The following is a 25,971-nucleotide window of genomic DNA, read 5'->3' on the forward strand; positions in this document are numbered from 1 at the left end:
ATGTGGTTTGACCCAATCGCGCCGCTGGCGCGGCCTGTGCTGACCGACCCATTCGGCCGCGACATCTCCTATCTGCGCATCTCGGTGACCGATCGCTGCGATTTCCGCTGCGTCTACTGCATGTCCGAGGACATGACCTTCCTGCCCAAGCGCGACCTGCTGACGCTGGAGGAGATCGACCGCCTCGCCACCGCCTTCATCGCGCGCGGCACGCGCAAGTTGCGCCTTACCGGCGGCGAGCCGCTGGTGCGGCGCGACGTGATGAGCTTGTTCCGCTCGCTCTCGCGCCACCTGACCTCGGGCGCGCTCGAAGAGCTGACGCTGACCACGAACGGCTCGCTGCTCGACCGCTACGCGCAGGAGCTGGCCGATTACGGCGTGCGGCGGATCAACGTTTCGCTCGACACGCTCGACCCCGACAAATTTCGCCAGATCACGCGCTGGGGCGATCTCGACAAGGTGCTCGGCGGCATCGAGGCGGCGCGCAAGGCCGGGATGCGGGTCAAGATCAACGCTGTCGCGCTGAAGGGCGTCAACGAGGACGAGATCGAGAGCCTGATGATTTGGGCGCATGGTCTCGGCATGGACCTGACCCTGATCGAGGTGATGCCGCTGGGCGAAATAGAGCCCGGGCGCATCGACCAGTTCCTGCCGCTCTCGGTGGTGCGGGCGCGGCTCCTAGACAAATACAACCTCGTTGAGGATCCCTACCGGACCGGCGGGCCGGCCCGCTATGTCCGCGTCCAGGAGACGGGCGGGCTGATCGGCTTCATCACGCCGATGACGCATAATTTCTGCGAGAGCTGCAACCGCGTGCGACTGACCTGCACGGGCACGCTTTATATGTGCCTCGGCCAGGAGGACGCCGCCGATCTGCGCGCGCCGCTGCGCGCCTCCGCCGACGACGCGCTGCTGCACAGGGCGATGGAAGAGGCGATCGCCCGCAAGCCCAAGGGCCACGACTTCGTCATCGACCGCCGCCGCGAAAAGCCTGCCGTCGGGCGCCATATGAGCGTCACCGGTGGCTGAAGACCGACCAGGCCGGTCAGGGCCGATCGTCAGCTGACCGTGCCGTCGATGGTGGGGGATGGATGGGCGAGACCGTTCAAGGCAACCATGTCGCTGATCTCGACGACCCGTCCCGAGACCTTCACGCCGTAGGGGACCAGGGCCGCGATTGAGCGGGACAGAACCTCGGGCGCCATTCCTAGGCGCGAGGCCAGGACCTTCTTGTCGAATGGCAACTCGAAGCGTCCCGTCCCACCGCTCTCGCCATGATGCGTCAGAACCCAGTTCGCGAGGCGCTCCAGGCTCGATCTCAGTTTCTGGTTCTTCAGCTCTCTGACGACGCCGCGATAGGCACCAGCCAGTTCAAGTGCGAGCGCGCGGGAGAATGCGGCGTCTTCGCCGAACGAGCGTCGCACCGCCTCAGCCGGGATCAGCAAGACGCGCGATGGAAGCAGCGCACGGGCCGATTTCAGATAGACGCGATCAAGTATGACGGCGGCCACGATGAAGCTGTGGCCGGGTCCGATCACCGAGATCGTCGTCTCGCGATCGCGGTAGGCCGAGTACATCTCGATTTGGCCATCGATGATGACGTGCAGGAAATCGGCTGGATCGCCTTCCCGAGCCAGTTCCACATGGGCGGGAAACCGCTGCAGAAACGAAGCGCGGAGCATTGATTCGACATGCGTCGAGGCGACGCCGACGAACAGCGGAAGCGTTCGCATTTCCTCGATTTCGTCGTGACGCATGATCCCCCCTCGCACGCACTCTATAGCCGTCAACGCAATTATTTTCTTGATTTTTGTCAAGCGCAATCATGCGAAGTTCCGTCGCAATTCTTGAGGATCGGCGGGCTCTGGAATGATAAATATATGTGACAATCTTGAAAGACTATAGACCGTCTCCATGCTTGATTTGCATCAAAGAGAATAGACTCTGTGAGAACGACACCTGCCCCGTCTTGATTGAGCGCGGGGGTAGACATGAGCGGTGTAGCGGTCTCACCATCGGAGCAGGGCCGGGCGCTCTGGCTTTCGACCATTGCTTTCACAGTCTGCTTCGCTGTCTGGACGATCTTCGCGATCATCGGCATCCAGATCAAAAAGGACCTCGGGCTTTCCGAGACCCAGTTCGGCCTGTTGGTCGGCACTCCGATCCTGACCGGCTCGCTCATTCGCCTGCTTCTGGGCATCTGGTCCGACCAGTATGGCGGCCGGGTCGTCTACACAATCACCATGCTGTCCGCGGCCGTGATGACCGGACTGCTCACCTTCGCCTATGACTACACGACGTTCCTGATCGCAGCTCTTGGCGTCGGCATCGCCGGCGGATCCTTCTCGGTCGGCGTCGCCTATGTGGTAAAGTGGTATCCCAAGGAGAAGCAGGGCACGGCGCTCGGCATCTTCGGCGCCGGCAATGTCGGTGCGGCTGTCACCAAATTCGCAGCCCCCGTCATCATGATCGCCTATGGCTGGAAGACGGTGGCTCTGGTTTGGGCCATCGCGCTCGCGATCACCGCCGTGATCTTCTTCCTGTTCACCAAGGACGATCCCGACCTCGCCCGGCGCCGCGCCTCCGGTCAGAAGCCCGAGCCGCTCTCGGCGATGATGGAACCCCTGAAGAACATCCAGGTCTGGCGCTTCTCGCTCTACTACTTCTTCGTCTTCGGCGGCTTCGTCGCATTGGCGCTGTGGCTGCCGCGCTACCTGATCGGCGTCTACGGCCTCGACATCGCCACCGCCGGCATGGTCGGCGCGATGTACTCGATCCCGGCCTCGATTTTCCGCGCCTATGGCGGGCATCTCTCGGACAAATACGGCGCCCGCACGGTGATGTACTGGACCTTCCTGGTCGCGGTCGTCTGCACCTTCATCCTCGCCTACCCACCGACGCAGTACGTGGTCGAGGGCATCCGCGGCCCTATCGCGTTCTCCACGCGAATGGGCCTGCTGGGCTTCATGGCTGTCGCCTTCGTGCTGGGCTTCTTCATGAGCCTGGGCAAGGCCGCGGTCTACAAGCACATCCCGGTCTACTATCCCGACCGGGTCGGTGCGGTCGGCGGCGTTGTCGGCCTCGTTGGTGGCCTCGGCGGCTTCGTCCTGCCGATCGCCTTCGGTGCGCTGAACGATCTCACGGGCGTCTGGCAGAGCTGCTTCTGGCTGATGTTCGTGATCGCCGCAGTCTCGCTGATCTGGATGCATCTGGCCGTCCGCCAGATGGAAAAGGCCGCGGCGGTGGCTGGCGTACCGGTTCAGAACCTGCCGGAACTGCCTGAGATGCAGCCCATCCACGGCGTGGCCCAGGCGGGTGCACTCGCCGCCACGGGCGCGATCCAGGACTGGCGTCCCGAGAACAAGGCGTTCTGGGACCAGACGGGCAAGGCCATCGCCCGGCGGAACCTCTGGATCTCGGTGCCGTGCCTGCTCTTGTCCTTCGCGGTCTGGATGGTCTGGTCGGTCGTCGTCGCCAAGCTGCCGAGCGTCGGCTTCGCCTTCACCAACGAACAGCTCTTCTGGCTTGCCTCGCTGCCGGGGCTGTCGGGGGCCACGCTGCGCATCTTCTACAGCTTCATGCCCGCGATCTTCGGAGGCCGCCTCTGGACGACGCTGGCGACCTGGTCGCTTTTGATCCCCGCGCTCGGCATGGGCTTCGCCGTTCAGAACCCGGAGACGCCCTACTGGATCTTCCTCGGCCTGGCGCTGCTCTGCGGCTTTGGCGGAGGCAACTTCGCCTCGTCGATGGCCAACATCTCCTTCTTCTTCCCCAAGGCGGAGAAGGGCAACGCGCTGGCCATTAATGCGGGCCTGGGCAACCTCGGCGTCAGTGTCGTCCAGTTCGTGGTGCCGCTGGCGATCACCGCCGGCGTCTTTGGGGCGCTCGGAGGGGCACCGCAGACGGCGACCGTGGCGGGAGTCACCTCGACGCTCTGGCTGCAGAACGCCGGCTTCGTCTTCGTGCCCTTCATCGTCGCCTCGGCTTTCGCGGCCTGGTTCGGCATGAACGACATTGCGACGATGAAGGCTTCCTTCGCCGATCAGGCGGTGATCTTCAGGCGCACCCATAACTGGATCATGTGCTGGCTCTACACCGGCACCTTCGGCTCCTTCATCGGCTTTTCGGCGGCTTTTCCCTTGCTGTCGAAGATCCTCTTTCCCGAGATCAACGCCCTGCAATACGCCTTCCTCGGTCCGCTCGTCGGAGCGCTGGCCCGGGCTGCTGCAGGCAAGCCGTGCGATCGCATCGGCGGCGGGCGGATCACCTTTTGGGTGTTCATCGCGATGAGCCTCGGGGTCGGCGGCGTGCTGTACGCCATCGGCATGAAGGGCGACGCGAGCGCCTTCCCTGTGTTCTTCGCGAGCTTCCTGTTCCTCTTCGCGGCGACCGGGGTCGGCAACGCCTCCACCTTCCAGATGATCCCGGCGATCATGCGGCTCGAGGTGGCGCGCCTCGAGCCCCAGATGAGCCAGCCCGAACGCGTTAAGCAGTCGGACAAGGAAGCCGCTGCCATCATCGGCTTCACCTCGGCGATCGCCGCCTACGGCGCCTTCTTCATCCCGAAGAGCTTCGGCACCTCGATCGCGATGACGGGAGGGGCCGAGGCCGCGCTCTACGGCTTCCTCGGCTTCTACCTCAGCTGCATCGCCATCACCTGGTGGTTCTACACCCGCCGCAGCGGCCTCCTCTTCGACACCGAGCACGGCCTGTCAGCTGCGTCTGCCAGGCCCTTCCCGACACCGGCTGAATGATCTTCGCCCTCCGATTCCGACTTCCCTCGAGGGGACCGCAATGAGCCACTTTCTCGACCGACTGACCTTCTTCAACAAGGTCTCTGAGCCCTTCTCAAACGGCCATGGCGTCATGACCAGCGAAGACCGGAGCTGGGAGGACGGCTACCGGAAGCGCTGGCAGCACGACAAGATCGTGCGCTCCACCCACGGCGCCAACTGCACCGGCTCCTGCTCCTGGAAGATCTACGTCAAGGGCGGCATCGTCACCTGGGAAACCCAGCAGACGGACTACCCCCGCACGCGGCCCGATCTGCCCAATCACGAGCCGCGCGGCTGCTCGCGCGGGGCGTCCTATAGCTGGTACCTCTACTCCGGCAACCGGGTGAAATACCCGCTCATCCGGGCCCGGCTGCTCAAGCTGTGGCGCGAGGCGCGCAAGACTCTGCCGCCGGTCGCAGCCTGGAGGAGCATCGTCGAGAACCCGGAGAAGCGCGCCGCCTATACCAGCAAGCGCGGCCATGGCGGCTTCGTGCGGGCCGGCTGGGATGAAGCGACCGAGATCATCGCCACCGCCAACGCCTATACGGCCAAGACCTACGGACCCGACCGGGTTTTCGGCTTCTCGCCGATCCCGGCCATGTCGATGGTCTCCTATGCGGCGGGCTCGCGCTACCTGTCGCTGATGGGCGGCGTCTGCATGTCCTTCTATGACTGGTACTGCGACCTGCCGCCGGCCTCGCCACAGACCTGGGGCGAGCAGACCGACGTTCCGGAATCGGCCGACTGGTACAATGCCGGCTTCATCATTCTGTGGGGCTCCAACGTCCCCCAGACCCGCACGCCGGACGCGCATTTCTATACGGAGGCCCGCTACAAGGGCATGAAGAGCGCGGTGATCTGCCCCGACTACTCGGAAGCCGCCAAGTTCGGCGACATCTGGCTGAGCGTGAAGCAGGGCACGGATTCGGCGCTGGCGATGGCGATGGGCCACGTCATCCTGAAGGAATACCATATCGACCGGCAGGTGCCGTATTTCCGGGACTATGTCCGCCAGTACAGCGACATGCCGATGTTGGTGAAGCTGGTGAAGCAAGGCGACAACCTCGTCCCTGACCGCTTCATCCGGGCGTCGGATTTCGATGCCGGCCTCGGCGAGGCCAACAACCCCGAATGGAAGACCGTCGCCTTCGACGAGACCACCGGCAAGATCGTCGCGCCCGGCGGCACGATCGGCTTCCGCTGGGGCGAGAGCGGCAAATGGAACCTCGAGGAGAAGGACGCCTCGGGCGCACCGACCCGGCTGCGGCTGTCGCTGGCCGAGATCAGGGATGATCTCGCCGAAATCGCCTTTCCCTATTTCGGCAACATCGAGCACGAGCACTTCGCCTCGACCGACCATGGCAGCGTGCTGAAGCGTCTGGTCCCGGTGAAGCGCCTGGCGCTCGCGGAAGGCGAGACGCTCGTCGCCTCTGTCCACGACCTCTTCCTCGCCAACTACGGCGTCGACTGCGGCTATGGCGGGGACAATGTCGCGTCCTCGCTCGATGACGACACACCCTACACTCCGGCTTGGGCCGAAAAGATTACCGGCGTCTCGCGTGACAAGATCATCCAGGTCGCCCGCGAATTCGCGACCAACGCCGAGAAGACCAAGGGGCGCTCGATGATCATCATCGGGGCCGCCATGAACCACTGGTACCACGCCGACATGAACTACCGCGGCGTGATGAACATGCTCATCATGTGTGGCTGCGTGGGTCAGTCCGGGGGCGGCTGGGCGCATTATGTCGGGCAGGAGAAGCTGCGCCCGCAGGCCGGCTGGGCGCCGCTCGCCTTCGCCCTCGACTGGGGTCGTCCACCACGCCAGCAGAACTCGACCTCGGCCTTTTATGCCCACACCGACCAGTGGCGCTACGAGACCGTGCGGATCGCCGATCTCGTCTCTCCCACGGCGCCCGCGGGCCCCTGGGACGGCACGCTGATCGACTACAACATCCGCGCCGAGCGGATGGGCTGGCTGCCCTCGGCGCCACAACTCCAGACCAACCCACTCCAGGTCGGCAGGGATGCCGCCGATGCCGGAATGGAGGCGAAGGATTACGTCGCGAAGTCGCTGAAGGACGGATCGCTGAAGCTGTCCTGCGAGGATCCAGACAACCCGGTCAACTGGCCGCGCAACCTCTTCGTCTGGCGCTCGAACCTGCTGGGTTCGTCGGGCAAGGGCCATGAGTACTTCCTCAAGCACCTGCTCGGCACCACCCATGGCGTGCTCGGCAAGGATCTCGGACCCGAGGGGAGGGCCCGCTCGACCGAAGCGGTCTGGCATGACCACGCGCCGGAGGGAAAGCTCGACCTCCTGGTCACGCTCGACTTCCGCATGTCGACCACCTGCGTCTACTCCGACATCGTCCTGCCGACCGCGACCTGGTACGAGAAGAACGACCTCAACACCTCCGACATGCATCCCTTCATCCATCCGCTGACCGGCGCGGTGGACCCGGCCTGGGAGGCGCGCTCGGACTGGGAAATCTACAAGGGCCTGGCCAAGGCCTTCTCCAAGGTCGCGCCCGAAGTGCTCGGCGTCGAGAAGGACGTGGTCCTCAACCCGATCAAGCACGACAGCCCCAACGAGATCGCCCAGGCTTTCGAACCAAAGGACTGGAAGAAGGGCGAGTGCGAGCCGATCCCTGGCAAGACGATGCCGGTGGTAACGGTGGTCGAGCGCGACTACCCCAACCTCTATGCCCGCTTCACTGCGCTAGGCCCGCTGATGGACACGATCGGCAACGGCATCAAGGGCATGGCCTGGAAGACCGGCCATGAGGTCGAACACCTCAAGGCTCTAAACGGCGTCCATCTCGAGGGGGCCAACAAGGGGCTCGCCAGGATCGTCACCGACATCGACGCCGCCGAGATGATCCTGATGCTGGCGCCGGAGACCAATGGCGAGGTCGCGGTCAAGGCCTGGGCCGCTCTCGGCAAGGCGACGGGCCGCGAACACACCCATCTGGCGCTGCCCAAGGAAGACGAGAAGATCCGCTTCCGCGACGTCGTCGCCCAGCCGCGCAAGATCATCTCGGCGCCGACCTGGTCGGGGCTCGAGAGCGAGAAGGTCTGCTACAACGCCGGCTACACCAACGTCCACGAGCTGATCCCGTGGCGCACGCTGACCGGCCGCCAGCAGCTCTACCAGGACCATCTCTGGATGCGCGCTTTCGGCGCTGGCTTGTGCGTCTACCGCCCGCCGCTCGACCTGCGCGCCACTGCGCCGGTGATCGATCAGAAGCCGAACGGCGAGAAGCAGATCGTCCTCAACTTCATCACGCCGCACCAGAAATGGGGCATCCACTCCACCTACACCGACAACCTGATGATGCTGACGCTGTCACGCGGCGGGCCGATCGTCTGGCTCAGCGAAACCGACGCCAAGCGTGCGGGCATCGTCGACAATGACTGGGTCGAGGCCTTCAACAGCAACGGCGCGCTCGTCGCCCGCGCCGTGGTCTCGCAGCGCATGAAGGACGGCACGCTCTTCATGTACCACGCGCAGGAGAAGATCGTGAACGTGCCGGGCTCGGAGATGACCGGCAATCGCGGCGGCATCCACAACTCGGTCACGCGCATCGTCATCAACCCGACGCACATGATCGGGGGCTACGCGCAGCTCGCCTACGACTTCAACTACTACGGCACGATCGGCACCAACCGCGACGAGTTCGTGGTGATCCGCAAGCTCAAGACCGTCGACTGGCTCGAACGGCCTCATGCCGACGCGTTGCGCGCCCCCGTCACCGCCCAAGCCGCAGAGTGAAAAGGATCACGACGATGAAAATCCGCGCTCAGATCGGCATGGTGCTGAATCTCGACAAATGCATCGGCTGCCACACCTGCTCGGTGACCTGCAAGAACGTTTGGACGAACCGGGAGGGCATGGAATACGCCTGGTTCAACAACGTCGAGACCAAGCCCGGCATCGGCTACCCCAAGGACTGGGAAAACCAGGACAAGTGGAAGGGCGGTTGGCGCCGGAAGGCGAACGGCAAGATCGAACCGAAGATCGGCGGCAAATGGCGGATCCTGGCGAACATCTTCGCCAATCCGAACATGCCCGAGATCGACGACTACTACGAGCCGTTCACCTTCGATTACGAGCATCTCCAGAAGGCGCCCGAGCTGGAAGCCTTTCCCACGGCGCGCCCGCGTTCGCTGATCACCGGCGAGCGCATGGAAAAAATCGAATGGGGCCCGAACTGGGAGGAGATCCTCGGCGGCGAATTCGCCAAGCGCTCCAAGGACGCCAATTTCGACGGCGTCCAGAAGGAGATGTACGGCCAGTTCGAAAACACCTTCATGATGTACCTGCCGAGGCTGTGCGAGCACTGCCTCAACCCGACCTGCGCCGCCGCCTGCCCCTCGGGCGCGATCTACAAGCGCGAGGAGGACGGCATCGTCCTGATCGATCAGGACAAGTGCCGCGGGTGGCGCATGTGCGTCTCCGGCTGCCCCTACAAGAAGATCTATTTCAACTGGTCATCGGGCAAATCCGAGAAGTGCATCTTCTGCTACCCCCGCATTGAGGCCGGCCAACCGACCGTGTGCTCGGAAACCTGCGTGGGGCGCATCCGCTATCTCGGCGTGATGCTCTATGACGCCGACCGCATTGAGGAGGCGGCCTCGACCGCGTCCGACCAGGACCTCTACGCGGCGCAGCTCAAGATCTTCATGGATCCCAACGATCCCGCGGTGATCGCCCAGGCCCGCGCCGACGGCATCTCCGAAGCCTGGTTGGAGGCAGCGCGCCAGTCGCCGATCTGGAAGATGGCGATGGAGTGGAAGGTCGCCTTCCCGCTGCATCCGGAATACCGCACCCTGCCGATGGTCTGGTACGTGCCGCCGCTCTCCCCTATCACGGCGGCGGCGGAAGCCGGAAAGATGGGCGTCGACGGCGGCATGCCCGACGTCAAGTCGCTGCGCATTCCGCTCAAATACCTCGCCAATCTGCTGACCGCCGGCGACGAGGCCCCGGTCGCGACCGGGCTGGAGCGGATGCTGGCGATGCGCGCCTACATGCGCGCCAAGACGGTCGACGGCGTCCTCGACGAGGCCATCGCCCGGCGCGTCGGCCTCACCGGCGTACAGATCGAGCAGATGTACCACATCATGGCAATCGCCAATTACGAGGACCGCTTCGTCATCCCGACGACCCACCGCGAGGTGACGCAGGACGCCTACGAGTTGCGCGGCCAGTGCGGCTTCTCCTTCGGCGATGGCTGCCTGCCCAGCGACGACAAAGTCAACCTCTTCGGCGGCATCAAGCTCAAGAACGACAAGCCCAAGATGGGAGCGCTCTGAGATGAAGACGCTGAAGGTCCTCTCCGCCCTCCTGTCCTACCCGACCGAGGAACTCCTCGCCGCCCGCGACGAGCTGATCGGCGTGCTCGAGCGCGAGGCCGTGCTGCCGCGTGCGGAGCGCCGTGCCTTGGCGCTCCTGATCGACGACATCGCCGCCGGCGACCTGATGGACATGCAGGAGCGCTATATCCTGCTGTTCGACCGGACGCGGGCGCTCTCGCTGCATCTCTTCGAGCATGTCCATGGCGAGAGCCGCGACCGCGGTCAGGCCATGGTCGATCTGATCAAGGTCTACGAGGACGGCGGCTACACGCCGACGGTGACGGAACTCCCGGACTTCCTGCCGCTCTTCCTCGAATTCGCCGCGACACGGACGGCCGCCGAGGCGATCGAACTGATCGGCCAGCCGGGTCATGTCTTTGCAGCGCTGCGCGAGCGCCTGCGCAAGCGCAGCTCGCCCTATGAGGCGGTCTTCTCCGCGCTCGCCCGGCTGAGCCAGGCCCGGCCTGACGCGGCGATGATCGAACGGCTGCTGGCCGAGCCCGATCCGGAGCCCGACGATCTCGAAGCGCTGGATGCGGCCTGGGCCGAGGAGGAGGTTCTGTTTGGCCCCGGCGCCGCCGCCGAGGACTGCGGCAAGGACACGCTGTCGGCCAAGCTGCGCCAGGCGCGCCGGCCCGCACCCGGGCTCGAGCCCGTTCCGAGAGCCGGCCCCCGTATGACCGTCACCCATTCCGGCATCACGACCCGCACGGGAGCCTGAAGACCATGCGCGACACGATCTTTCACATTCTTTTCGTCTGGTATCCTTACGTCTGCCTGTCGGCCTTCATCTTCGGCTCGATCATCCGGTTCGACCGCGAGCAGTACACCTGGAAGGCGTCGTCCAGCCAGATGCTGCGCAAGAAGCAGCTCTCGCTGGGCTCCAACCTCTTCCACATCGGCATTCTCTTCCTGCTGATGGGGCACACGGTCGGGCTTCTGACGCCCACCGCGCTTTACACGCTGGTGATCACGCCCGAGCAGAAGCAGTTCATCGCGATCGTGGCCGGTGGCGTCGCGGGGGTGGTCTGCTTCGTCGGCCTGTCGCTGCTCCTGCACCGGCGGCTGTTCGATGCGCGCATCCGCCAGACCTCGACCTATATGGACCTCGGCGTTTTGGGGATCCTCTGGGTCCAGCTCGTGCTCGGCCTGGTGACGCTGCCCTATTCCTTCAGCCACCACGACGCCTCGGTCATGCTGGTGCTGTCGCATTGGGCGCAGGGCATCCTGACGGTCCAGCCGGTCGATGCACAGACCCTTCAGGGCCTGAACTGGCCCTATCTGGTCCATCTCGTGCTCGGCATGACGATCTTCCTGATCTTCCCGTTCTCGCGGCTGGTCCACATCTGGTCCGCCCCGATCTGGTATCTCGGTCGCAAGGGCTACCAAGTCGTCCGGACACGCCGCGTGCTGACGGCTGGACCGTCGGCCCGCTCCCCCAACCAGCCGGCGGAGTGAGATCATGACCGACGCCACAGCCTCCGCCTGCGCCGTCAAGCCGGCCGTCTCGCACAAGCCGAAGACCGTCAGCGTCAATGGCGTCGCCATCGCCCGCGCCGCCATCGCGCAGGAGACGCAAAACCATCCCGCCGCAAAGCCGATCGAGGCCTGGCAGGCTGCCGCCCATGCCCTGGTCGTGCGTGAACTGCTGCTGCAGGAGGCGCGCCGGCTCGGATTGTCTCCCGCGCCGGCGCAGGACGGGGAGGGCAGGCGAGAGACCGAGGAGGAGGCGCTGATCCGCCAGCTCGTTGAAGACGAGGTGGTGACGCCACAGGCCGACGAGGCCAGCTGCCGGCGGTATTTCGATGCCAACCGCATCCGCTTCCAGTCTCCTGCGATCATCGAGGCGCGCCACATCCTGCTGCCGGCGGCGCCGGGCGACGCGCCGGCCCGGATGGAGGCGAGCCGCCAGGCAGCGCTTCTGATCCTGCAGATCCAGCAGGATCCCAGCTGCTTCGCCGCGCTGGCGGCGGCCGTTTCCGCCTGTCCCTCGGGCCAGACCGGCGGACATCTCGGCCAGATCGGCCCGGGGCAAACGGTGCCGGAGTTCGAAACCGCGCTGGGCCGGCTTCCGATCGGCTCCGTCGGTGAGGATCCCGTCGAGACCCGCTACGGCTTCCACATCGTCTGGGTCGAGCGCCGCATTCCCGGCCAGCCGCTGCCCTTCGAAGCCGTTCGGCCGCGGATCGCCGCCTGGCTCGACGAAAAGGTCCGCCGCATGGCGATCCAGCAGTACATCACGATCCTCGCCGGACGCGCCGAGATCACCGGCGTCGAGATCGCGGCGAGCCAGTCCCCCCTCGTTCAATAGGAGCCTGCCATGCAGCTCGGAGCCCTTCTGACGCGGCTGTCGGACGAAAACGACGCGGCCGAGGCGCTCGATGCATTGGGCGACGTCGTGCTGCTCGCGCAGATCCAGGAAATGGGCGAGCAGCATGACGAGACGCCGGGCGAGTACGTCGCCAACGCCTCGCGCCGCTACGCGGCGCAGGCCGGCGACGAGGACTGGTTGGCGCTGATGACCGCTATCGAGCGCGCCGATGATCCCGCCAGGGTCGTGCTCGGCAAGATGCTGCGCTGGGCTCTGGCGAGCGACGCGGCTCCCGCTCCGGCGACGAGCGGCGGCTGCTCATGCGGGTCCGGGGGCTGCGATGACCATCGATGAAGCGGCTGCCGCTGGTGGAGAGGGCGCTGGCAAGACCTTCGCCCACCCGATTCCGGCTGCGCTTCTCGATACGCCGCTGGACTACATCCTGGTCGATCATGCCCGACAGCGCAGCCTTTGTGACGCCTTTCGCCGCTTCACTCGGCAGGGATATATCGATCGCGCCGAAGCCGATGCCGTCGTCACATACCTTCGCCGCGACGTGAATCTGCACCACCGGGACGAGGAGGAGGACCTCTTTCCTTCCCTGCTTCGCCGCGCGCCGCTGGAAGACGATCTGGGAGCGACGCTGGCGCGGCTCGTCGCTGATCATCGCCAACTCCGCACCATGATCGAGGCGATTATCACAGTTCTGACCAAGCGGGCTGGCCCAGGGCCCATCAGGCTGGGGTCCGCCGCACGCAAGCTCCTGATGGCCTATGCGGCCAGCGAGCATCACCACTTGGCGGCCGAAAACGGGATCGTGCTGGCAATCGCGCGCGTTCGGCTCACGCGGGGCGATCTCGTGACGATGAGCGCCACCATGAAAGATCGACATGGGATGGGCGCCTGATGTCGCGCACGCTCGATCATCTCTTCGATCGCAACGTCACCTGGGCCCAGTCCAAGACCCGGGCCGATCCCCATTTCTTCCGGCGCATGGCCGAGCAGCAGACGCCGCGCTATCTCTGGATCGGCTGCTCCGACAGCCGCATCACGGCCAACGACGTCCTCGGCCTCGATCCCGGCGAGGTCTTCGTCCATCGCAACATCGCGAATGTCGTCCACACCAGCGACATGAACATCCTCTCAGTGATCGAATATGCCGTCGAGCAATTGAGGGTCGAGCACATCATCGTCTGCGGCCACTATGGCTGCGGCGGCGTTCAGCGGGCGCTGGTGACGGAACGCGGCTCCATGCTGGACCACTGGCTCCAGCCGATCTCGATGCTCCACCGCAAGCACCGTGAGACCTTCGCGCTCATCCCGGATGAGGCATGCCGCCTCGACCGGATGTGCGAGATCAACGTCGAGATGCAGGTACGCCGGCTCGCACAGACACCGATCGTCGAGAATGCATGGGCGCGCGGCCAGGAACTGAACCTCCATGGCTGGATCTACGCGATCGAGGACGGCCTGCTGCGTGACCTCGGTCCTCATCTATCGTCGGTCGAGCAACGCGATGCGCTGCCCTCGATCGATCATCGCGTCCTTCATCCCGTCGAAGCCGTGAGTGCGCTGAGGCGCCAGGCCCTCGACGCCTTCGCAAACCTTGCCGCGGTCGAGCACGCGGATGCGCCCTGCTGCAGGGCGACCGGTCTCCACCCTCCCGGTCATGGCTGAACCAGAGACAAGAGCGACCCCGATGTCAGATGTCATCACCATCACCGCCCTAATCTATACCGACAGCGATGCGGCGGACCGCGCCCTGCGCGAAGTCGCCATGACGCTGATGGAGCGAGGCTTCAGGCTTGCCGGCCTGGTCCAGCACAACACGGCGCGCCCGGGACGATCGCGCTGCGATATGATCCTGGAGGAGCTCGCGAGCGGCGAACTGATTGGGATTTCGCAGGATCGCGGCCCGCTGGCTCGCGGCTGCGCGCTTGATGTCGGTCAACTGCTGGGTGCGATGCAGATCGTGCGGGCGGCGCTCGACACGGGGCCAGACCTTGTCATCTTGAACAAGTTCGGCAAGACCGAAGCAGAGGGCGCGGGGTTCCGCCCCCTGATCGCCGAGGCGATCGAGGCTGGCCTACCGCTTCTGATCGCCGTGCCCTGGCGCAACATCGAGAGCTGGCGCCTCTTCGCCGGCACGATGGCGCGAGAGATCGACCTTGATCAACTGACGGCCAATGGGGCCAGCTTGTCCGATGCGCTCGGCCTCGGACACGGCTCAGCCGAGGTGGGGGAGGCTGCGATCCAGCCGATTCTGGCGCTCTCGACGCGCCACTGACGATCGGGACCAAAGGGCATCTATCCCGTCCGTCATTGACGCTTCGCAATGCAGGTGAGGCTGCCGTGATGGAAGCTGGCTGAACGAGGCCTTGCGGCTCGTCGCGCCCTTCCGAGATCGGATCTGTTCATGTCCAGGCGTATCGCGCTGTCGGCCGTTCTGATTCTCGTCGCAATGGCGATGGCCGGCATCGTCTATGTCCGTAAGCTGAGCCCCGTACCCGTCGACGTCGCGCGGGTCGAGCGCGATGTCGAAATTCGGGTCTTCGGACTGGGCAGCGTCGAAGCGCAGGTGCTGTCCCGGATCGGCTTCCAGGTTGCGGGCAGGATCGTGAAGCTCGCCGCCGACCAGGGCGAGATCGTCCCGGCAGGCACGGTGCTCGCCACCCTCGAGGACAGCTCGCAGCGCGCCCGTGTCTCCAAGGCGGAGGTCGCGAAGCTCCAGGCGCAGGCGGCTCTCGCCAAGGCGCAGGCACTGTTGCAGCGGTCGGAGGCCAACCTCCAGCAACGAGTGCTGGTTAACCAGCGCCGCCAGTCGCTCGTCGATCGCGGCAGCGTCTCGCGCGAGCAGGCCGACGAAGCCCAGACCAACGAGACGCTCGCCCAGGCCGATCTCGCCGTCGCCAAGGCGGAGGTCCGCGTGGCCGAAGCGGCCCGTGACGACGTCGCCGCGGCGCTGACGATCGAACAGGTGCTGCTCGACCAGCACCGCCTCGTCGCGCCCTATCGCGCGCGCATTCTGTCGCGCCTCAAGGAGGCCGGTGCCGTTGCCGGTGTCGGTGAGGTCGTCTTCACGATCATCGAACCCCATTCGGTCTGGGTGCGCGCCTTCATCGACGAGGCCGTATCCGGCGGACTCGCGATCGGGCAGAAGGCGCTGGTCCGGCTGCGCTCCGAGATGAACACCGTCGTCGAGGCGCAGATCGTCCGGATCGACCAGGAGAACGACCGCGTCACCGAGGAGCGCCGCATCTATGTGCGCTGCCTGACCTGTGAGCCGGAACATCAGGGCCGCTATCTCGGCGAGCAGGCCGAGATCGAGATCATCAAGCGGGTCGTCCCGGAGGGTCTGTTCGTTCCCTTACGTGCCGTGAGCGGCTTCGATGGTCGTGCGGGCATGATCTGGACCGTCGAGGACGGCAAGCTCCACCGGCGTCTCGTCGCTCTCGGAGACCGGCTGCTCGACGGCCGCGTGCTGATCGCCGGGGGCCTTCCCGCCGGCGCGCGTGCGGTGGTTTCTGTGCCCGCGGAGGGATTCACGGTCGGGCGCAGGGCGGTGGCCTCCGAGAGCCCCCGATGAACCTCGCCTGGCGCGATGTCCAGCATGGGCTTGGACGGTTCATCCTCACCTGCGTCGGCCTTAGCCTGCTGCTGGGCGTCGTCATGGGCATGGTCGGCATCTATCGCGGGCTGGTCGCCGAGGCGCTCGGTCTGGTTCGCAGTGCCGCGGCCGACGCCTGGGTCGTCGAAGCGGGCAAGCGTGGCCCTTTCGCCGAGAGCTCGCGTCTGCCGCGCGACACGCGCGATGCCATCGCCGTCCATGCCGGCGTGGCGGCGGCCGGCGCGGTCGTCTACCAGACCGTCGAGTTTCCCTACCGCGGCACGAACCTGCGCGTCTTCATCGTCGGCGCCCAGATCGGGCGGCCCGGCAGCGAAGTCGCAATCGAGGAAGGCCGCGCCATCCTGAAGTCGCGCTCCGAAGTGGTGGCCGATCGCAAGACCGGCCTCGCACTGGGCGAACGCATCCGCATCGGCCGCGATGACTTCACCGTCGTCGGCCTGACCGCGAACGCCACCAGCTCGGGCGGCGATCCCGTCCTGATGATGACCCTGCGCGATGCCCAGATCGTCCAGTGGCAGTTCGATCCATCGGCGGTCAGGCGGGAGACGGCCCGCGAGGCGCCGGCTGGCGGGTCGAGCGACCTGGTCAGCGCCATCATCGTGCGCATGCGCCCCGATGCGTCGCCCGAGGGCGTTATCGGCTCGATCGCGCGCTGGAAACATCTCACTGCCATGACGGCCGCCCAGCAGGAGGAGATTCTGACGCGCTCGGTGATCGAGCGCGCAAGGCGGCAGCTGGGCCTGTTCGCGGTGATCCTGCTGGTCGTCTCGACGGTGGTGATCGGACTGATCGTCTACACGATGACCATGGACAAGAAGAAGGCGATCGCGACGCTCAAGCTCATCGGTGCGCCCGATCGCGTCATCGTCTCGCTGATCCTGCAGCAGGCGCTGGCGATGGGGCTGGTGGGCTTCGCCATCGGCGCGACCCTGATCCGCCTGGCCAAGGACTACTTCCCGCGACGCGTGGTGCTGGAGACCTCCGACACGGCGATCCTGCTCGGCATCATCATCATGGTTTGTCTCATCGCCAGCGTCTTCGGGGTGCGCTCGGCGCTGAAGATCGATCCTGCGTCGGCGCTCGGAGGCTGATATGACTGCCGCGCCAACACCTGCCGTCGCGCCGAGACCCGTCGTCGAAATCGCACAGCTATCGAAGACCTTCGGCGTCGGCCCGACGAAGGTGCCAGCACTGATCGACATCGATCTGACGATCGGGACCGGCGAGGTCGTCGGCCTGATCGGCCCCTCAGGATCGGGCAAGAGCACGCTGCTCAACTGCATCGGCTGCATCACAGAGCCCGATTCCGGCGCCATCCGTCTCGATGGCCGCGCGATCTTCGACGGCAAATGGCTGATCGGCGATCTCAGGCGGCTGAGGCTCGAGACGATCGGGTTCATCTTCCAGTTCCACAACCTGCTGCCGTTCCTCTCGGCCTGGGAGAACGTGGCGATCGTTCGCGCCCTGATGGGCGAGAGCCCCGAGCGGGCCAAGGCCCGCGCCATGGAACTGCTCGGCTATCTGCAGGTCGACCACCGCGCCGACGCGCTGCCCTCCAAGCTGTCGGGCGGCGAGGCCCAGCGCGTCGCGATCGCACGCGCGCTCGCCAACGAGCCGCGGATTATCCTCGCCGACGAGCCGACCGCAGCGCTCGATTCGGAACGAGCCGCCATCGTCATCGATCTGATGAAGCAGGTCGCGATCGAACGAGACGCTGCGGTCATCGTCGTGACGCATGACGAGAAAATCTTCTCGCGCCTCGACCGCATGGTCCATCTGCGCGATGGCCGCATCGTCGAGGTGGTTTCATCGCGAGCGTGATGACGTCGCTCGCACCGCTCCTAATGGATGCGACATCGGGTGGTCGTGCATAGTGAGCGCCAGCATTGCCGCGCGGCCGATCGGTTCTATCAACGCCCTCGGGCTCTGTGCGTAGATCGCCCGCGCGGCTGACGGCGTCTCACGAAGCGGCCAGCCGGATCGATTAATCCGGCTGGCCACCCTATGGTCTCCGCAAGACAGGGAGCCGGCGATGACCAGCCCACGACGAAGCCACTGGGACGACGTCTACACGACCAAGCCGGCCGACACGGTCAGTTGGTTCCAGGACGACCCGACGCCGTCACTCGACATGATCGCGCAGACCGGTCTGAGCACGGACGATCCCATCGTCGACATAGGTGGCGGCGCCTCGGTGCTGATCGACCGGTTGCTGGATCGCGGCCATTCGGCCGTGACCGTGCTCGACATCGCCGACGCCGGCCTCGCCGTCGCACGTAAACGCCTGGGCGAGCGCGCCGCGCTTGTGAGTTGGATCGCGCAGGACGTCACCGCCTGGCAGCCTCCGAAGGACGCCTTCTCGATCTGGCATGATCGCGCCGTGTTCCACTTCCTCGTCGAGGACGCCGACCGGGTCGCCTATGTTCGCACGCTTGATCGAGGCGTCAGCGTCGGCGGCTACGTCATCCTCGCGCCCTTCGCACTCAGCGGCCCCGAACGATGCAGCGGGCTCCCCGTCAGGCGCTACTCGGCGGAACTGCTGCAGGCGGAACTTGGCCCGCGCTATCGCCTGATCGACCAGAAGTTGCAGACGCACGTGACGCCGGTTGGGAATCGTCAGGACTTCATCTGGTGTCTGTTCAGAAAGACGCCGACGTCGGCGGCAGCGGAACCATGACCGAACCCCGCGACCGCTCGGCGCCCATTCTGGCCAACAAGCACTACGCCGAAGAATCCGCCTTCCAGCCGGGAAACCTGCTGCGCGAAGCGCGTCGCCAGAAAGGGCTGGCCGCGAGCGAGGTGCCGGCGATCTGCGTGCTCGACCCCGACGGCGATCTCGTCCGACGCTTGCGCCGGGACGGACGCGCAACGGCTGATCGAGACTGGGCCTGCTATCACAGCGAGCTCGATCGCTTCGTCGAAGGCGACGTCGATTTTGGAATCGTCGGCTGCGTCGTTGGCGCCTCCTATGCCGTGCTGGTGGCGGAACAGCTCTTCGCCGCCGGCTGCAGGCTCCTGATCAGCATGACCTCGTCCGGGCAACTGCAGCCGGTCCGGCAGCCTCCTTATTTCATCCTGATCGAACAGGCCCTGCGCGACGAAGGCACGAGCTACCACTACCTTTCGCCATCGGACTTCGCCCAGGCCGACACCGGTGTAATAGCGGCGCTGGAGGGCGCCTTCGATGAATTGCGCGAGCCAGTGCTGCGCGGCGCGACCTGGACGACCGACGCGCCTTTCCGGGAGACGGAGCGCGCCATTGCCGCCATGACCGCACGCGGCCTGCTCGCCGTCGAGATGGAAGCCGCCGCGCTCTATGCCTTCGCGCAGGCATGCGGCAAGCGAGTCGTCTGCTTCGCCCACGTCACCAACCAAATGGGCCAGGAAGGCGATTTCGAGAAGGGCGAGGCCAACGGCACCGTGGATGCGCTGGCCGTGATAGTCGCGGCCGCGCGTCGACTAAAACGACGCCTCGTTAAGCTAAGAGGTCCAGGCACCGCGAGGCTCAGGTCGGCGCGCTCTTTTGTCAGCCATTCGCGCAGACCGGCACCGGGCAGCTACGATAGGTGGCCTATCGGTGCTCTGTCGTCGCTTGCCGATCCGATCGCATCGCAGGTTCTCCTGGAGCGAAGGTGGACGATTCTGAGTGAGGTTCCCGAGGCGAGACGGCTAAGCGACCTAGCGGCTTGAGCGTCGTTCAACACAGCAACGCGAGTTGCTTCGCGACGCCCAAGTTCCAACACCGGTTCGGTGATCGCTCTATCATGCACGATCATATCTGCCGCCTGCAGGGTGCGCACCTCCGACAGCGTCAATTCCCCCGGATCAGCGGGATCCACCGTCAGGACAACGACTGAAGTGACGGCGTCACGTTCCTTGTGTGGTAAGTCAGCGTGGATCTCATTGACGACCGCCTCAAGCCGGGCAATTGAGCCTTCCGTGCCCCGACCCGCCAGCACGAGGTCGACGAACCGTTCCCAAAATGCCCGGCGTTCGATTCGGCCTGGAAGCCTCTCCGCCAGATGCGCCCGAAATCGCTTGGCGGCCCGTGCCCAAGAGCCGATCTCGCAAGGGAGGATCGCCTCGATGCGTCGCCTCAGGGCCTGGCCAAGGATAGGAGAGGCGCCGTCAGTCGAGATGCCGATGACCACTGGAGACCGGTTGACAATCGTCCCGAACTGGAAATCGCAGGCTTCGGGAGTATCGATGACATTGACCAGCGCTCCCGCGGACCGGGCCTGCCTACGAAACTGCTCGATCTCGGCCTGTTCTCCCGAGGGCTCGAGCAGAGCGACCGCGACATCCGCGAAATCGGCAGTGCACCACGCGCGACGATGAAACGTGATCCGGCTGCTGGCCTGCGCCGCCAAGGCCAGCATGCCGTCACTCGGCGCAGGAGCGAAAACGGCAACCTCGGCTCCAGCCGCAGCCAGCAACCGCACCTTCCAGAGAGCACCATTGCCGCTGCCGACGACGACGGCGCGCTTTGACTCGAGATTGAGAAAGATCGGGAGCTTCGCCAGCTTATCCATGACCAGCCCACTGTCCGGAGCACCAGTCCAAGCGCGCCTTCCATCGGGCATTCTCGGGGTTGTTCGCCCTCGCTTCTCTCATCAGATCCTCTCCAGGCCGCATCAGTACACGTCGGCCTGATAGCGGCCGGATTTCTTCAGCCCGGCGAGATAAGCCTGGGCCGCCTCCGCGGAGCGCCCGCCATGGGCGAGGACGATGTCGACCAACGCCAACTCGACGTCCTTGGCCATGCGCTTGGCGTCACCGCAGACATAGAAATGCGCGCCCTGTTCGAGCCAGTCGAAGAGTTCGGCGCCGCGCTCGCGCATGCGGTCCTGAACATAGATCTTCTCGTCGCCGTCGCGTGACCAGGCGAGGGTGAGGTTGGTCAACAGACCCACTTCTTTCATCGCGCTCAGCTCGTCCTCGTAGAAGAAGTCCGTGGCGCGGCGCTGATGGCCGAAGAACAGCCAGTTGCGTCCCGGCGCCTTGGTCGCCCAGCGATCATGCAGGAAGGCGCGGAACGGCGCGATGCCGGTTCCCGGGCCGCACATGATGATCGGCGTGTCAGGATTTGAAGGGAGGCCGAAGCCATGCGCGCGCTGGACATAGACCGGTACCGCCTCGCCCGGCTGGACGCGCTCGGCGAGGAAGGTCGAGGCCACGCCCCAGCGCGGACGCGTGCCGATCCGGTAACGCACGGCGTCGACCGTTAGCGAGACGCGGCCCGGCGTGGCGTTGTGGGAGGAGGAGATCGAGTAGAGCCGCGGCTGCAGCGGATCGAGCGCCTCGACGAAGGCCTCCGGCGAGAGCCGCGCCTGGGCGAATTTGTGGAGCGTGCCGAGCACGTCGAGCCGGTCGAGATCACCATCGGGATCCTCGCCTACCGCCAGCCGCCTCGCCTTGACGCGGGTCTCGCCGCCGGTGACGTAGGAGATGAGCTGGAACAGGGCGTCAGGCGCGGGGCCGAGTGCACGCTGTGCGATCAGCGCCTCCCGCAACGGGACGCCGCCGACATCGGCGTCGGGCCGCGCGCCGAGCAGCGCGATGACGGCGTCGGCCAGCCGCGGATCGTTCTGCGCGATGACGCCGAAGGCATCCCCCACCACATAGTCGAGCCCGCAGCCCGAGAGATCAAACTCGACATGCCAGGTTTCCTTCTGTGAGCCCTCGCCATTGAGCTTGCGGCGGGAGAGGAAGGTGGCGAGTGCCGGGTTCTCGCGGCAGCGGCCGAGAGAGCCGAGCGTCGCAGGCGCGGGCGTCGCCGCAGCGGCGGCCGGCGCCGCCTCGCCCGCCTCCTCCAGCAGCGCCTTGACCTGCCGAAGCGTGTCCTTGCCGCCCGGCGCGCAGAGATTGAGCCGTGCCTCGGCGCCCGAGGCGATCGCCGCCGAATAGGTCTCGCAGAGATAGCCGCACTGGCCGCAATCCTGCTGGGCCATGGCGGCAAAGAGCCGGCGGGGGAGAGGCTTGCCTTGCGCGAGCTGCATCCGCTCGGGCAGCGCCATCGAGGGATCATGCCAGGGCGCACCGTCATCCTCGGCCTGGCCCATCACAGCGGCGTTCTGCGCCGGAGACAGCGCGGTGACGCCGACGTTGTCGAGCGAGAGCAGCCCCGCGAAGAAGCCGTTGAGCCAGGAGCGCTGTTCCTCGCTGAACGGCGCGGTCTTCGGCAGGACCTGGACGATGGGGCTGGCAGTCTGGACGGTCATGCAGCATCCCCCGTCTGCGTGACGAGCGCATTCAGCGCGGCGATCTCGTGGCGGCGGGCGAAGGCGACGAAGCTCTCATCGGGCGCGGCGCGATGGAGCTGCCAGGTGCGCAGGATCGCCTCGACAAGAGCCGGCGCCTCCTCCGCCTTCACATTCGTGCGGAATTCCCGGCCGATGCCACCCTCGACGCCGAAGCCGCCACCGACGAAGACGTGGTAGCCCGGCACCGTGTCGCCCTCGTCGCCGACCGGGACCTTGGCGCCGATCAAGCCGAGATCGCCGATATAGTGCTGGGCGCAGGAGTTGTGGCAGCCGGTAAGGTGGATGTTCACCGGCTGGTCGAGCGTGATCCGCGGCTCGCAATGCGCCGCGATCGCGAGCGCATCCTCCTTGGTGTAGGCGCCGGCGAATTTGCACCCCGTCGCGCCGGTGCAGGCGATCAGTCCGGCTCGCAGGATCGACGTCTCGGCCGAGAGCCCCGCCGCCTGGAGATGGGCCAGCACATCCTCGACCTTAGCGTCGGGCACGCCGGATATCAGCAGGTTCTGCCAGACGGTGAGGCGGATGTCGCCGTCGCCGCATTGGCGCGCGACGGCGGCGATGACGCGCATCTGCGCGACCGTGAGCTTGCCCACGGGCAGCGCCACGCCGACCCAGTTGAGGCCCGGCTGGAGCTGACGGTGCACGCCGACATGGGCGAGCCGGTCATAGACCGGGCGTGGCGCCACGAAGGCGGTCTCGACGCGGATCAGCCGCCGGCCCATCCTCTCCTCGACGGCGGCGAGGAAGCGCTCGAAGCCCCATGCGTCGAGTACATATTTCAGCCGCGAGCGATTGCGGTCGGTGCGGTCGCCGTTGGCGATGAAAACGCGCAGGATCGCGTCCGACACGGCGATCGCATCCGCGGGCGCGACGACGACGCCGGTGTCGCGGGCCAGATCCTTGTGGCCGGTGATGCCGCCGAGCGCGAGGCGATACCAGATCCCGGGCGCCACGGGCTGTCCCTCGAAGCTGGCGCCGTCCAGCACCTCGACAGCCTGGAAGCCGATGTCGTTGGTGTCCTCCAGCGTCGCGATCGAGCCGGCGCCGTCGAAGGCGACGTTGAACTTGCGCGGCAGGCCGTAGAGCGAGCGGTCGTTGAGGATGTGGTGGTGCCAGGCCCGAGCATGGGGGCGCGTGTCGAGCAGTTCGAGCGGGTCGATGCCGGCGGTGGCCGAACCGGTGACGTTACGGATGTTGTCGGCGCCGGAGCCCTTCGCCGTCAGGCCGAGATCGACGAGGCCTTCGAGGAAGGCTGGCCCGTTCTCGGCCCTGATCTCGCGGACCTGGAGATTGGCGCGGGTGGTGACATGGCTGTAGCCGCCGCCCAGGCGCTCGGCGAGATCGGCGACGCCCTCGAACTGCCAAGAGGTCAGGATGCCGTTGGGGATGCGCAGGCGGCACATATAGCTGTTCTGGGCAGGCGCCACATAGAACAGCCCATGATAGCGCCAGCGGAAATTGTCGTCCGGCTTGGGATAGATGCCGGCCCCCGCCTGCTGCTTGAAGCGGGCATAGGCATCGAAGGGATGCTCGGCCGCCTTCCATTTCTCCTGTTCGGCGAGCTTGCCGCCGGCCGCGACGGTCCTGGCCTGCGCCTCCAGATGCTCGCGATCGGGGCCTGACGGGGCGGCCGTCGGCGTCGCCCCGCCACCGAGCGGGCCCAGGCCCCGCGCCGTGCGGGCGGACTGCATGCCGGACATGAAGCCTTCGAGATAGCGCTTCTGCTCGGGAGTGAAGTCGTCGCTCATGGCTTTGCTTTTCCGGGTCGTGGGGTGATCCCGTCTCCCCACACTGAGCCGCCATCCCGGGCTTGCCCCGGGATCCATCGCAGGGCTCGACGGCGCTCTCTGATGGGTCCCGGAGCTGCGCTTCGCTGCGTCCGGGATGACGCGGAGGGTGGCATCAAGGGCTCACGCCGCCTCGACGAAGCGGTGGCGCTCGTAGAGGAATTTCAGCACCGCCTCGCGCGCGGCGATGTAGGTGCGGTCGGAGACCAGATCGAGCCGCTTGCGCGGGCGGGCGAGCCGGACGTCGAGCACCTCGCCGATACGGGCGGAGGGTCCGTTGGTCATCATCACGATGCGGTCCGAGAGCAGCACCGCCTCGTCCACGTCATGGGTGATCATGATCATCGTGTTTCCGAGCGTGGCGTGGATCTGCATGATCGAATCCTGCAGATGGGCGCGGGTGAGCGCGTCGAGCGCCCCAAAAGGCTCGTCGAGCAGCAGGATCTTCGGTTCCATCGCGAGGCCGCGCGCGATGCCGACGCGCTGCTTCATGCCGCCGGAAATCTCGGCGGGGCGCTTGTCCTTCGCGTGTCCCATCTGCACGAGGTCGAGATTGTGCATGATCCAGTCATGCCGCTCGGCCTTCGACTTGCGGCCGCCGAAGACCTTGTTCACCGCCAGCGCGACGTTGTCGTAGACGGTCAGCCAGGGCAGCAGCGAGTGGTTCTGGAACACTACGGCGCGCTCCGGGCCTGGGTCGCGGACCTCCCGGCCTTCGAGCAGGACCGCGCCGCTCGTGATCGGCGTCAGCCCGGCGATGATGTTGAGCAGGGTCGACTTTCCGCAGCCGGAATGGCCGATGACCGAGACGTATTCGCCCTTCTCGATCTCGAGGCTGATGTCCTTGAGGACGGGGGTCGAGGTCGCGCCGCGCTGGAAGGTTTTGTCGACATGGTCGATCTTGAGATAGCTCATCGGTCGATCCTCCTCAGTTCACGAGCGTGCCGCGGGTGACGATCGCGCCCACGAAGGCGACCAGGCGGTCGAGCAGGAAGCCGACTACGCCAATATAGACGAGCGCCACGATGATGTCGGAGAGGCGCGAGGAGTTCCACGCGTCCCAGATGAAGAAGCCGATGCCGACGCCGCCGGTCAGCATTTCGGCCGCGACGATGGCAAGCCAGGACAGGCCGACGCCGATGCGAAGCCCGGTGAAGATGTAGGGCGCCGCCGAGGGCACCATGATCTTGAAGAAGAACTCGACCTGATTCAGCCGCAGCACCTGTGCGACATTGCGGTAGTCCTGCGGGATGTTGCGGATGCCGACCGCGGTGTTGATGATCACCGGCCAGATCGCGGTGATGAAGATCACGAAGATCGCCGAGGGCTGGCTGTCGCGGAAGGCCGCCAGCGAAAGCGGCAGCCAGGCCAATGGCGGCACGGTGCGCAGCACCTGGAAGACCGGATCGAGCCCCCGCATCGCCCAGACCGACTGGCCGACGAGCGCGCCGAGCAGCACGCCGACGATCGCTGCCAGGCTGAAGCCGATGGCGACGCGCTGGAGAGAGACCAGGATGCGCCAACCCAGCCCGATATCCTGCGATCCGGCCCAGTAGAACGGCTCGACGATCAGGTCCTTCGCCTCCTCCCAGATCTTGGTCGGCGGCGGCAGCGAGGATTGCGGGCCTGAGGCGGCGATCTGCCAGAACAGCGCGATCAGCGCGACCGTCACCAGCGGCGGCAGCACATTGACCAGGATCGCCCTGAGCCAGGGCAAAAGCCTCGACGACAGCGGCTTGCGCGCGGGCGCCGGCAGCGGCACCACGCCGGGCTTGGCGCCGGGGAGCGCGACCACCGTCGCTCCCGTCTCCACTTCCTTCAGGACGGCCCGACCCATCAGATTCTCCTCTGG

20 protein-coding genes and 2 pseudogenes are annotated in these 25,971 nt (G+C 65.9%); 16 read left to right on the plus strand and 6 right to left on the minus strand.

Annotation, left to right across the window (positions count from 1 at the left end):
- Positions 1 to 1,029, plus strand: a complete 1,029-nt coding sequence (gene moaA / locus ACFPN9_RS07160; RefSeq protein ID WP_377816100.1) for a GTP 3',8-cyclase MoaA — start codon at positions 1 to 3, stop codon at positions 1,027 to 1,029.
- 29 nt (positions 1,030 to 1,058) lie between these two features.
- Here moaA and ACFPN9_RS07165 read toward each other — a convergent pair whose 3' ends face one another.
- A complete protein-coding gene (locus ACFPN9_RS07165; protein WP_377816102.1) occupies positions 1,059 to 1,817 on the minus strand; it encodes a cyclic nucleotide-binding domain-containing protein in 759 nt (252 codons plus the stop codon).
- Between the two features lie 174 nt (positions 1,818 to 1,991).
- Between ACFPN9_RS07165 and ACFPN9_RS07170 the strand changes: the two genes are divergently transcribed.
- The 15 genes and pseudogenes from ACFPN9_RS07170 to ACFPN9_RS07240 all read left to right on the plus strand — a co-directional run.
- Positions 1,992 to 4,754: a nitrate/nitrite transporter gene (locus ACFPN9_RS07170; RefSeq protein ID WP_377816104.1), complete on the plus strand. Its 2,763-nt coding sequence runs from the start codon at positions 1,992 to 1,994 to the stop codon at positions 4,752 to 4,754.
- 40 nt (positions 4,755 to 4,794) lie between these two features.
- Positions 4,795 to 8,547, plus strand: coding sequence for a nitrate reductase subunit alpha (locus ACFPN9_RS07175; RefSeq protein WP_377816106.1), 3,753 nt, complete (start codon positions 4,795 to 4,797; stop codon positions 8,545 to 8,547).
- A 14-nt stretch (positions 8,548 to 8,561) separates the two neighbouring features.
- Entirely contained in the window at positions 8,562 to 10,088 is a 1,527-nt protein-coding gene (gene narH / locus ACFPN9_RS07180; RefSeq protein ID WP_377816109.1) for a nitrate reductase subunit beta, read from the plus strand.
- A gap of 1 nt (position 10,089) precedes the next feature.
- The gene (narJ, locus tag ACFPN9_RS07185; protein ID WP_267520173.1) at positions 10,090 to 10,851 is read left to right on the plus strand and encodes a nitrate reductase molybdenum cofactor assembly chaperone; all 762 of its coding nucleotides are present in this window, start codon (positions 10,090 to 10,092) and stop codon (positions 10,849 to 10,851) included.
- 5 nt (positions 10,852 to 10,856) lie between these two features.
- Positions 10,857 to 11,588 (plus strand): respiratory nitrate reductase subunit gamma, encoded by a 732-nt coding sequence (narI, locus tag ACFPN9_RS07190; RefSeq protein WP_377816112.1) that lies wholly within the window; start codon positions 10,857 to 10,859, stop codon positions 11,586 to 11,588.
- Positions 11,589 to 11,592: 4 nt separating this feature from the next.
- A complete protein-coding gene (locus ACFPN9_RS07195) occupies positions 11,593 to 12,441 on the plus strand; it encodes a peptidylprolyl isomerase (RefSeq protein ID WP_377816114.1) in 849 nt (282 codons plus the stop codon).
- 9 nt (positions 12,442 to 12,450) lie between these two features.
- A complete protein-coding gene (locus ACFPN9_RS07200) occupies positions 12,451 to 12,795 on the plus strand; it encodes a hypothetical protein (RefSeq protein WP_377816117.1) in 345 nt (114 codons plus the stop codon).
- Entirely contained in the window at positions 12,782 to 13,348 is a 567-nt protein-coding gene (locus tag ACFPN9_RS07205) for a hemerythrin domain-containing protein (protein WP_377816121.1), read from the plus strand. Before ACFPN9_RS07200 ends, ACFPN9_RS07205 begins: the two co-directional genes overlap by 14 nt.
- A pseudogene (locus ACFPN9_RS07210) lies at positions 13,348 to 13,929 on the plus strand (carbonic anhydrase); the annotation flags it as partial. The gene ACFPN9_RS07205 and the pseudogene ACFPN9_RS07210, both read left to right, overlap by 1 nt.
- Before the next feature lie 211 nt (positions 13,930 to 14,140).
- On the plus strand, positions 14,141 to 14,728 hold the full coding sequence (locus tag ACFPN9_RS07215; RefSeq protein ID WP_377816123.1) for a DUF2478 domain-containing protein: 588 nt from the start codon (positions 14,141 to 14,143) through the stop codon (positions 14,726 to 14,728).
- 129 nt (positions 14,729 to 14,857) lie between these two features.
- Positions 14,858 to 16,027 (plus strand): efflux RND transporter periplasmic adaptor subunit, encoded by a 1,170-nt coding sequence (locus tag ACFPN9_RS07220; protein WP_377816125.1) that lies wholly within the window; start codon positions 14,858 to 14,860, stop codon positions 16,025 to 16,027.
- Positions 16,024 to 17,160: an ABC transporter permease gene (locus ACFPN9_RS07225; protein WP_377816127.1), complete on the plus strand. Its 1,137-nt coding sequence runs from the start codon at positions 16,024 to 16,026 to the stop codon at positions 17,158 to 17,160. Before ACFPN9_RS07220 ends, ACFPN9_RS07225 begins: the two co-directional genes overlap by 4 nt.
- A gap of 1 nt (position 17,161) precedes the next feature.
- On the plus strand, positions 17,162 to 17,890 hold the full coding sequence (locus ACFPN9_RS07230) for an ABC transporter ATP-binding protein (protein ID WP_067989040.1): 729 nt from the start codon (positions 17,162 to 17,164) through the stop codon (positions 17,888 to 17,890).
- 310 nt (positions 17,891 to 18,200) lie between these two features.
- Positions 18,201 to 18,746 carry a class I SAM-dependent methyltransferase gene (locus ACFPN9_RS07235; RefSeq protein WP_377816129.1) on the plus strand — a complete coding sequence of 182 codons (546 nt, stop codon included), beginning with the start codon at positions 18,201 to 18,203 and terminating at the stop codon, positions 18,744 to 18,746.
- Positions 18,743 to 19,474 (plus strand): annotated as a pseudogene (locus tag ACFPN9_RS07240) (nucleoside phosphorylase); the annotation flags it as partial. The gene ACFPN9_RS07235 and the pseudogene ACFPN9_RS07240, both read left to right, overlap by 4 nt.
- Before the next feature lie 152 nt (positions 19,475 to 19,626).
- Here the strand turns inward: ACFPN9_RS07240 and ACFPN9_RS07245 are convergent.
- The 5 genes from ACFPN9_RS07245 to ntrB form a co-directional block, all read right to left on the minus strand.
- The gene (locus tag ACFPN9_RS07245) at positions 19,627 to 20,601 is read right to left on the minus strand and encodes a precorrin-2 dehydrogenase/sirohydrochlorin ferrochelatase family protein (protein WP_377816131.1); all 975 of its coding nucleotides are present in this window, start codon (positions 20,599 to 20,601) and stop codon (positions 19,627 to 19,629) included.
- A 102-nt stretch (positions 20,602 to 20,703) separates the two neighbouring features.
- A complete protein-coding gene (locus ACFPN9_RS07250; protein WP_377816133.1) occupies positions 20,704 to 22,290 on the minus strand; it encodes a sulfite reductase subunit alpha in 1,587 nt (528 codons plus the stop codon).
- A complete protein-coding gene (locus ACFPN9_RS07255) occupies positions 22,287 to 24,080 on the minus strand; it encodes a NirA family protein (RefSeq protein WP_377816135.1) in 1,794 nt (597 codons plus the stop codon). The genes ACFPN9_RS07250 and ACFPN9_RS07255 overlap by 4 nt, the downstream gene beginning before the upstream one ends.
- A 162-nt stretch (positions 24,081 to 24,242) precedes the next feature.
- Entirely contained in the window at positions 24,243 to 25,034 is a 792-nt protein-coding gene (locus tag ACFPN9_RS07260; RefSeq protein WP_067989036.1) for an ABC transporter ATP-binding protein, read from the minus strand.
- Positions 25,035 to 25,047: 13 nt separating this feature from the next.
- The gene (ntrB, locus tag ACFPN9_RS07265; RefSeq protein ID WP_082732806.1) at positions 25,048 to 25,956 is read right to left on the minus strand and encodes a nitrate ABC transporter permease; all 909 of its coding nucleotides are present in this window, start codon (positions 25,954 to 25,956) and stop codon (positions 25,048 to 25,050) included.
- Positions 25,957 to 25,971: the final 15 nt, after the last annotated feature.

It is taken from the genome of Allobosea massiliensis, assembly GCF_042655245.1.
In the GTDB taxonomy this organism is placed as follows: Bacteria; Pseudomonadota; Alphaproteobacteria; order Rhizobiales; family Beijerinckiaceae; genus Allobosea; species Allobosea massiliensis.

Excerpts from the sequence above, each read along its gene's own strand:
- moaA (WP_377816100.1), top strand. The coding sequence starts at position 1 with ATGTGGTTTGACCCAATCGCGCCGCTGGCGCGGCCTGTGCTGACCGAC.
- ACFPN9_RS07170 (WP_377816104.1), top strand. The coding sequence starts at position 1,992 with ATGAGCGGTGTAGCGGTCTCACCATCGGAGCAGGGCCGGGCGCTCTGG.
- ACFPN9_RS07175 (WP_377816106.1), top strand. The coding sequence starts at position 4,795 with ATGAGCCACTTTCTCGACCGACTGACCTTCTTCAACAAGGTCTCTGAG.
- narH (WP_377816109.1), top strand. The coding sequence starts at position 8,562 with ATGAAAATCCGCGCTCAGATCGGCATGGTGCTGAATCTCGACAAATGC.
- narJ (WP_267520173.1), top strand. The coding sequence starts at position 10,090 with ATGAAGACGCTGAAGGTCCTCTCCGCCCTCCTGTCCTACCCGACCGAG.
- narI (WP_377816112.1), top strand. The coding sequence starts at position 10,857 with ATGCGCGACACGATCTTTCACATTCTTTTCGTCTGGTATCCTTACGTC.
- ACFPN9_RS07195 (WP_377816114.1), top strand. The coding sequence starts at position 11,593 with ATGACCGACGCCACAGCCTCCGCCTGCGCCGTCAAGCCGGCCGTCTCG.
- ACFPN9_RS07200 (WP_377816117.1), top strand. The coding sequence starts at position 12,451 with ATGCAGCTCGGAGCCCTTCTGACGCGGCTGTCGGACGAAAACGACGCG.
- ACFPN9_RS07205 (WP_377816121.1), top strand. The coding sequence starts at position 12,782 with ATGACCATCGATGAAGCGGCTGCCGCTGGTGGAGAGGGCGCTGGCAAG.
- ACFPN9_RS07215 (WP_377816123.1), top strand. The coding sequence starts at position 14,141 with ATGTCAGATGTCATCACCATCACCGCCCTAATCTATACCGACAGCGAT.
- ACFPN9_RS07220 (WP_377816125.1), top strand. The coding sequence starts at position 14,858 with ATGTCCAGGCGTATCGCGCTGTCGGCCGTTCTGATTCTCGTCGCAATG.
- ACFPN9_RS07225 (WP_377816127.1), top strand. The coding sequence starts at position 16,024 with ATGAACCTCGCCTGGCGCGATGTCCAGCATGGGCTTGGACGGTTCATC.
- ACFPN9_RS07230 (WP_067989040.1), top strand. The coding sequence starts at position 17,162 with ATGACTGCCGCGCCAACACCTGCCGTCGCGCCGAGACCCGTCGTCGAA.
- ACFPN9_RS07235 (WP_377816129.1), top strand. The coding sequence starts at position 18,201 with ATGATCGCGCAGACCGGTCTGAGCACGGACGATCCCATCGTCGACATA.
- ACFPN9_RS07245 (WP_377816131.1), bottom strand. The coding sequence starts at position 20,601 with ATGGATAAGCTGGCGAAGCTCCCGATCTTTCTCAATCTCGAGTCAAAG.
- ACFPN9_RS07250 (WP_377816133.1), bottom strand. The coding sequence starts at position 22,290 with ATGACCGTCCAGACTGCCAGCCCCATCGTCCAGGTCCTGCCGAAGACC.
- ACFPN9_RS07255 (WP_377816135.1), bottom strand. The coding sequence starts at position 24,080 with ATGAGCGACGACTTCACTCCCGAGCAGAAGCGCTATCTCGAAGGCTTC.
- ACFPN9_RS07260 (WP_067989036.1), bottom strand. The coding sequence starts at position 25,034 with ATGAGCTATCTCAAGATCGACCATGTCGACAAAACCTTCCAGCGCGGC.
- ntrB (WP_082732806.1), bottom strand. The coding sequence starts at position 25,956 with ATGGGTCGGGCCGTCCTGAAGGAAGTGGAGACGGGAGCGACGGTGGTC.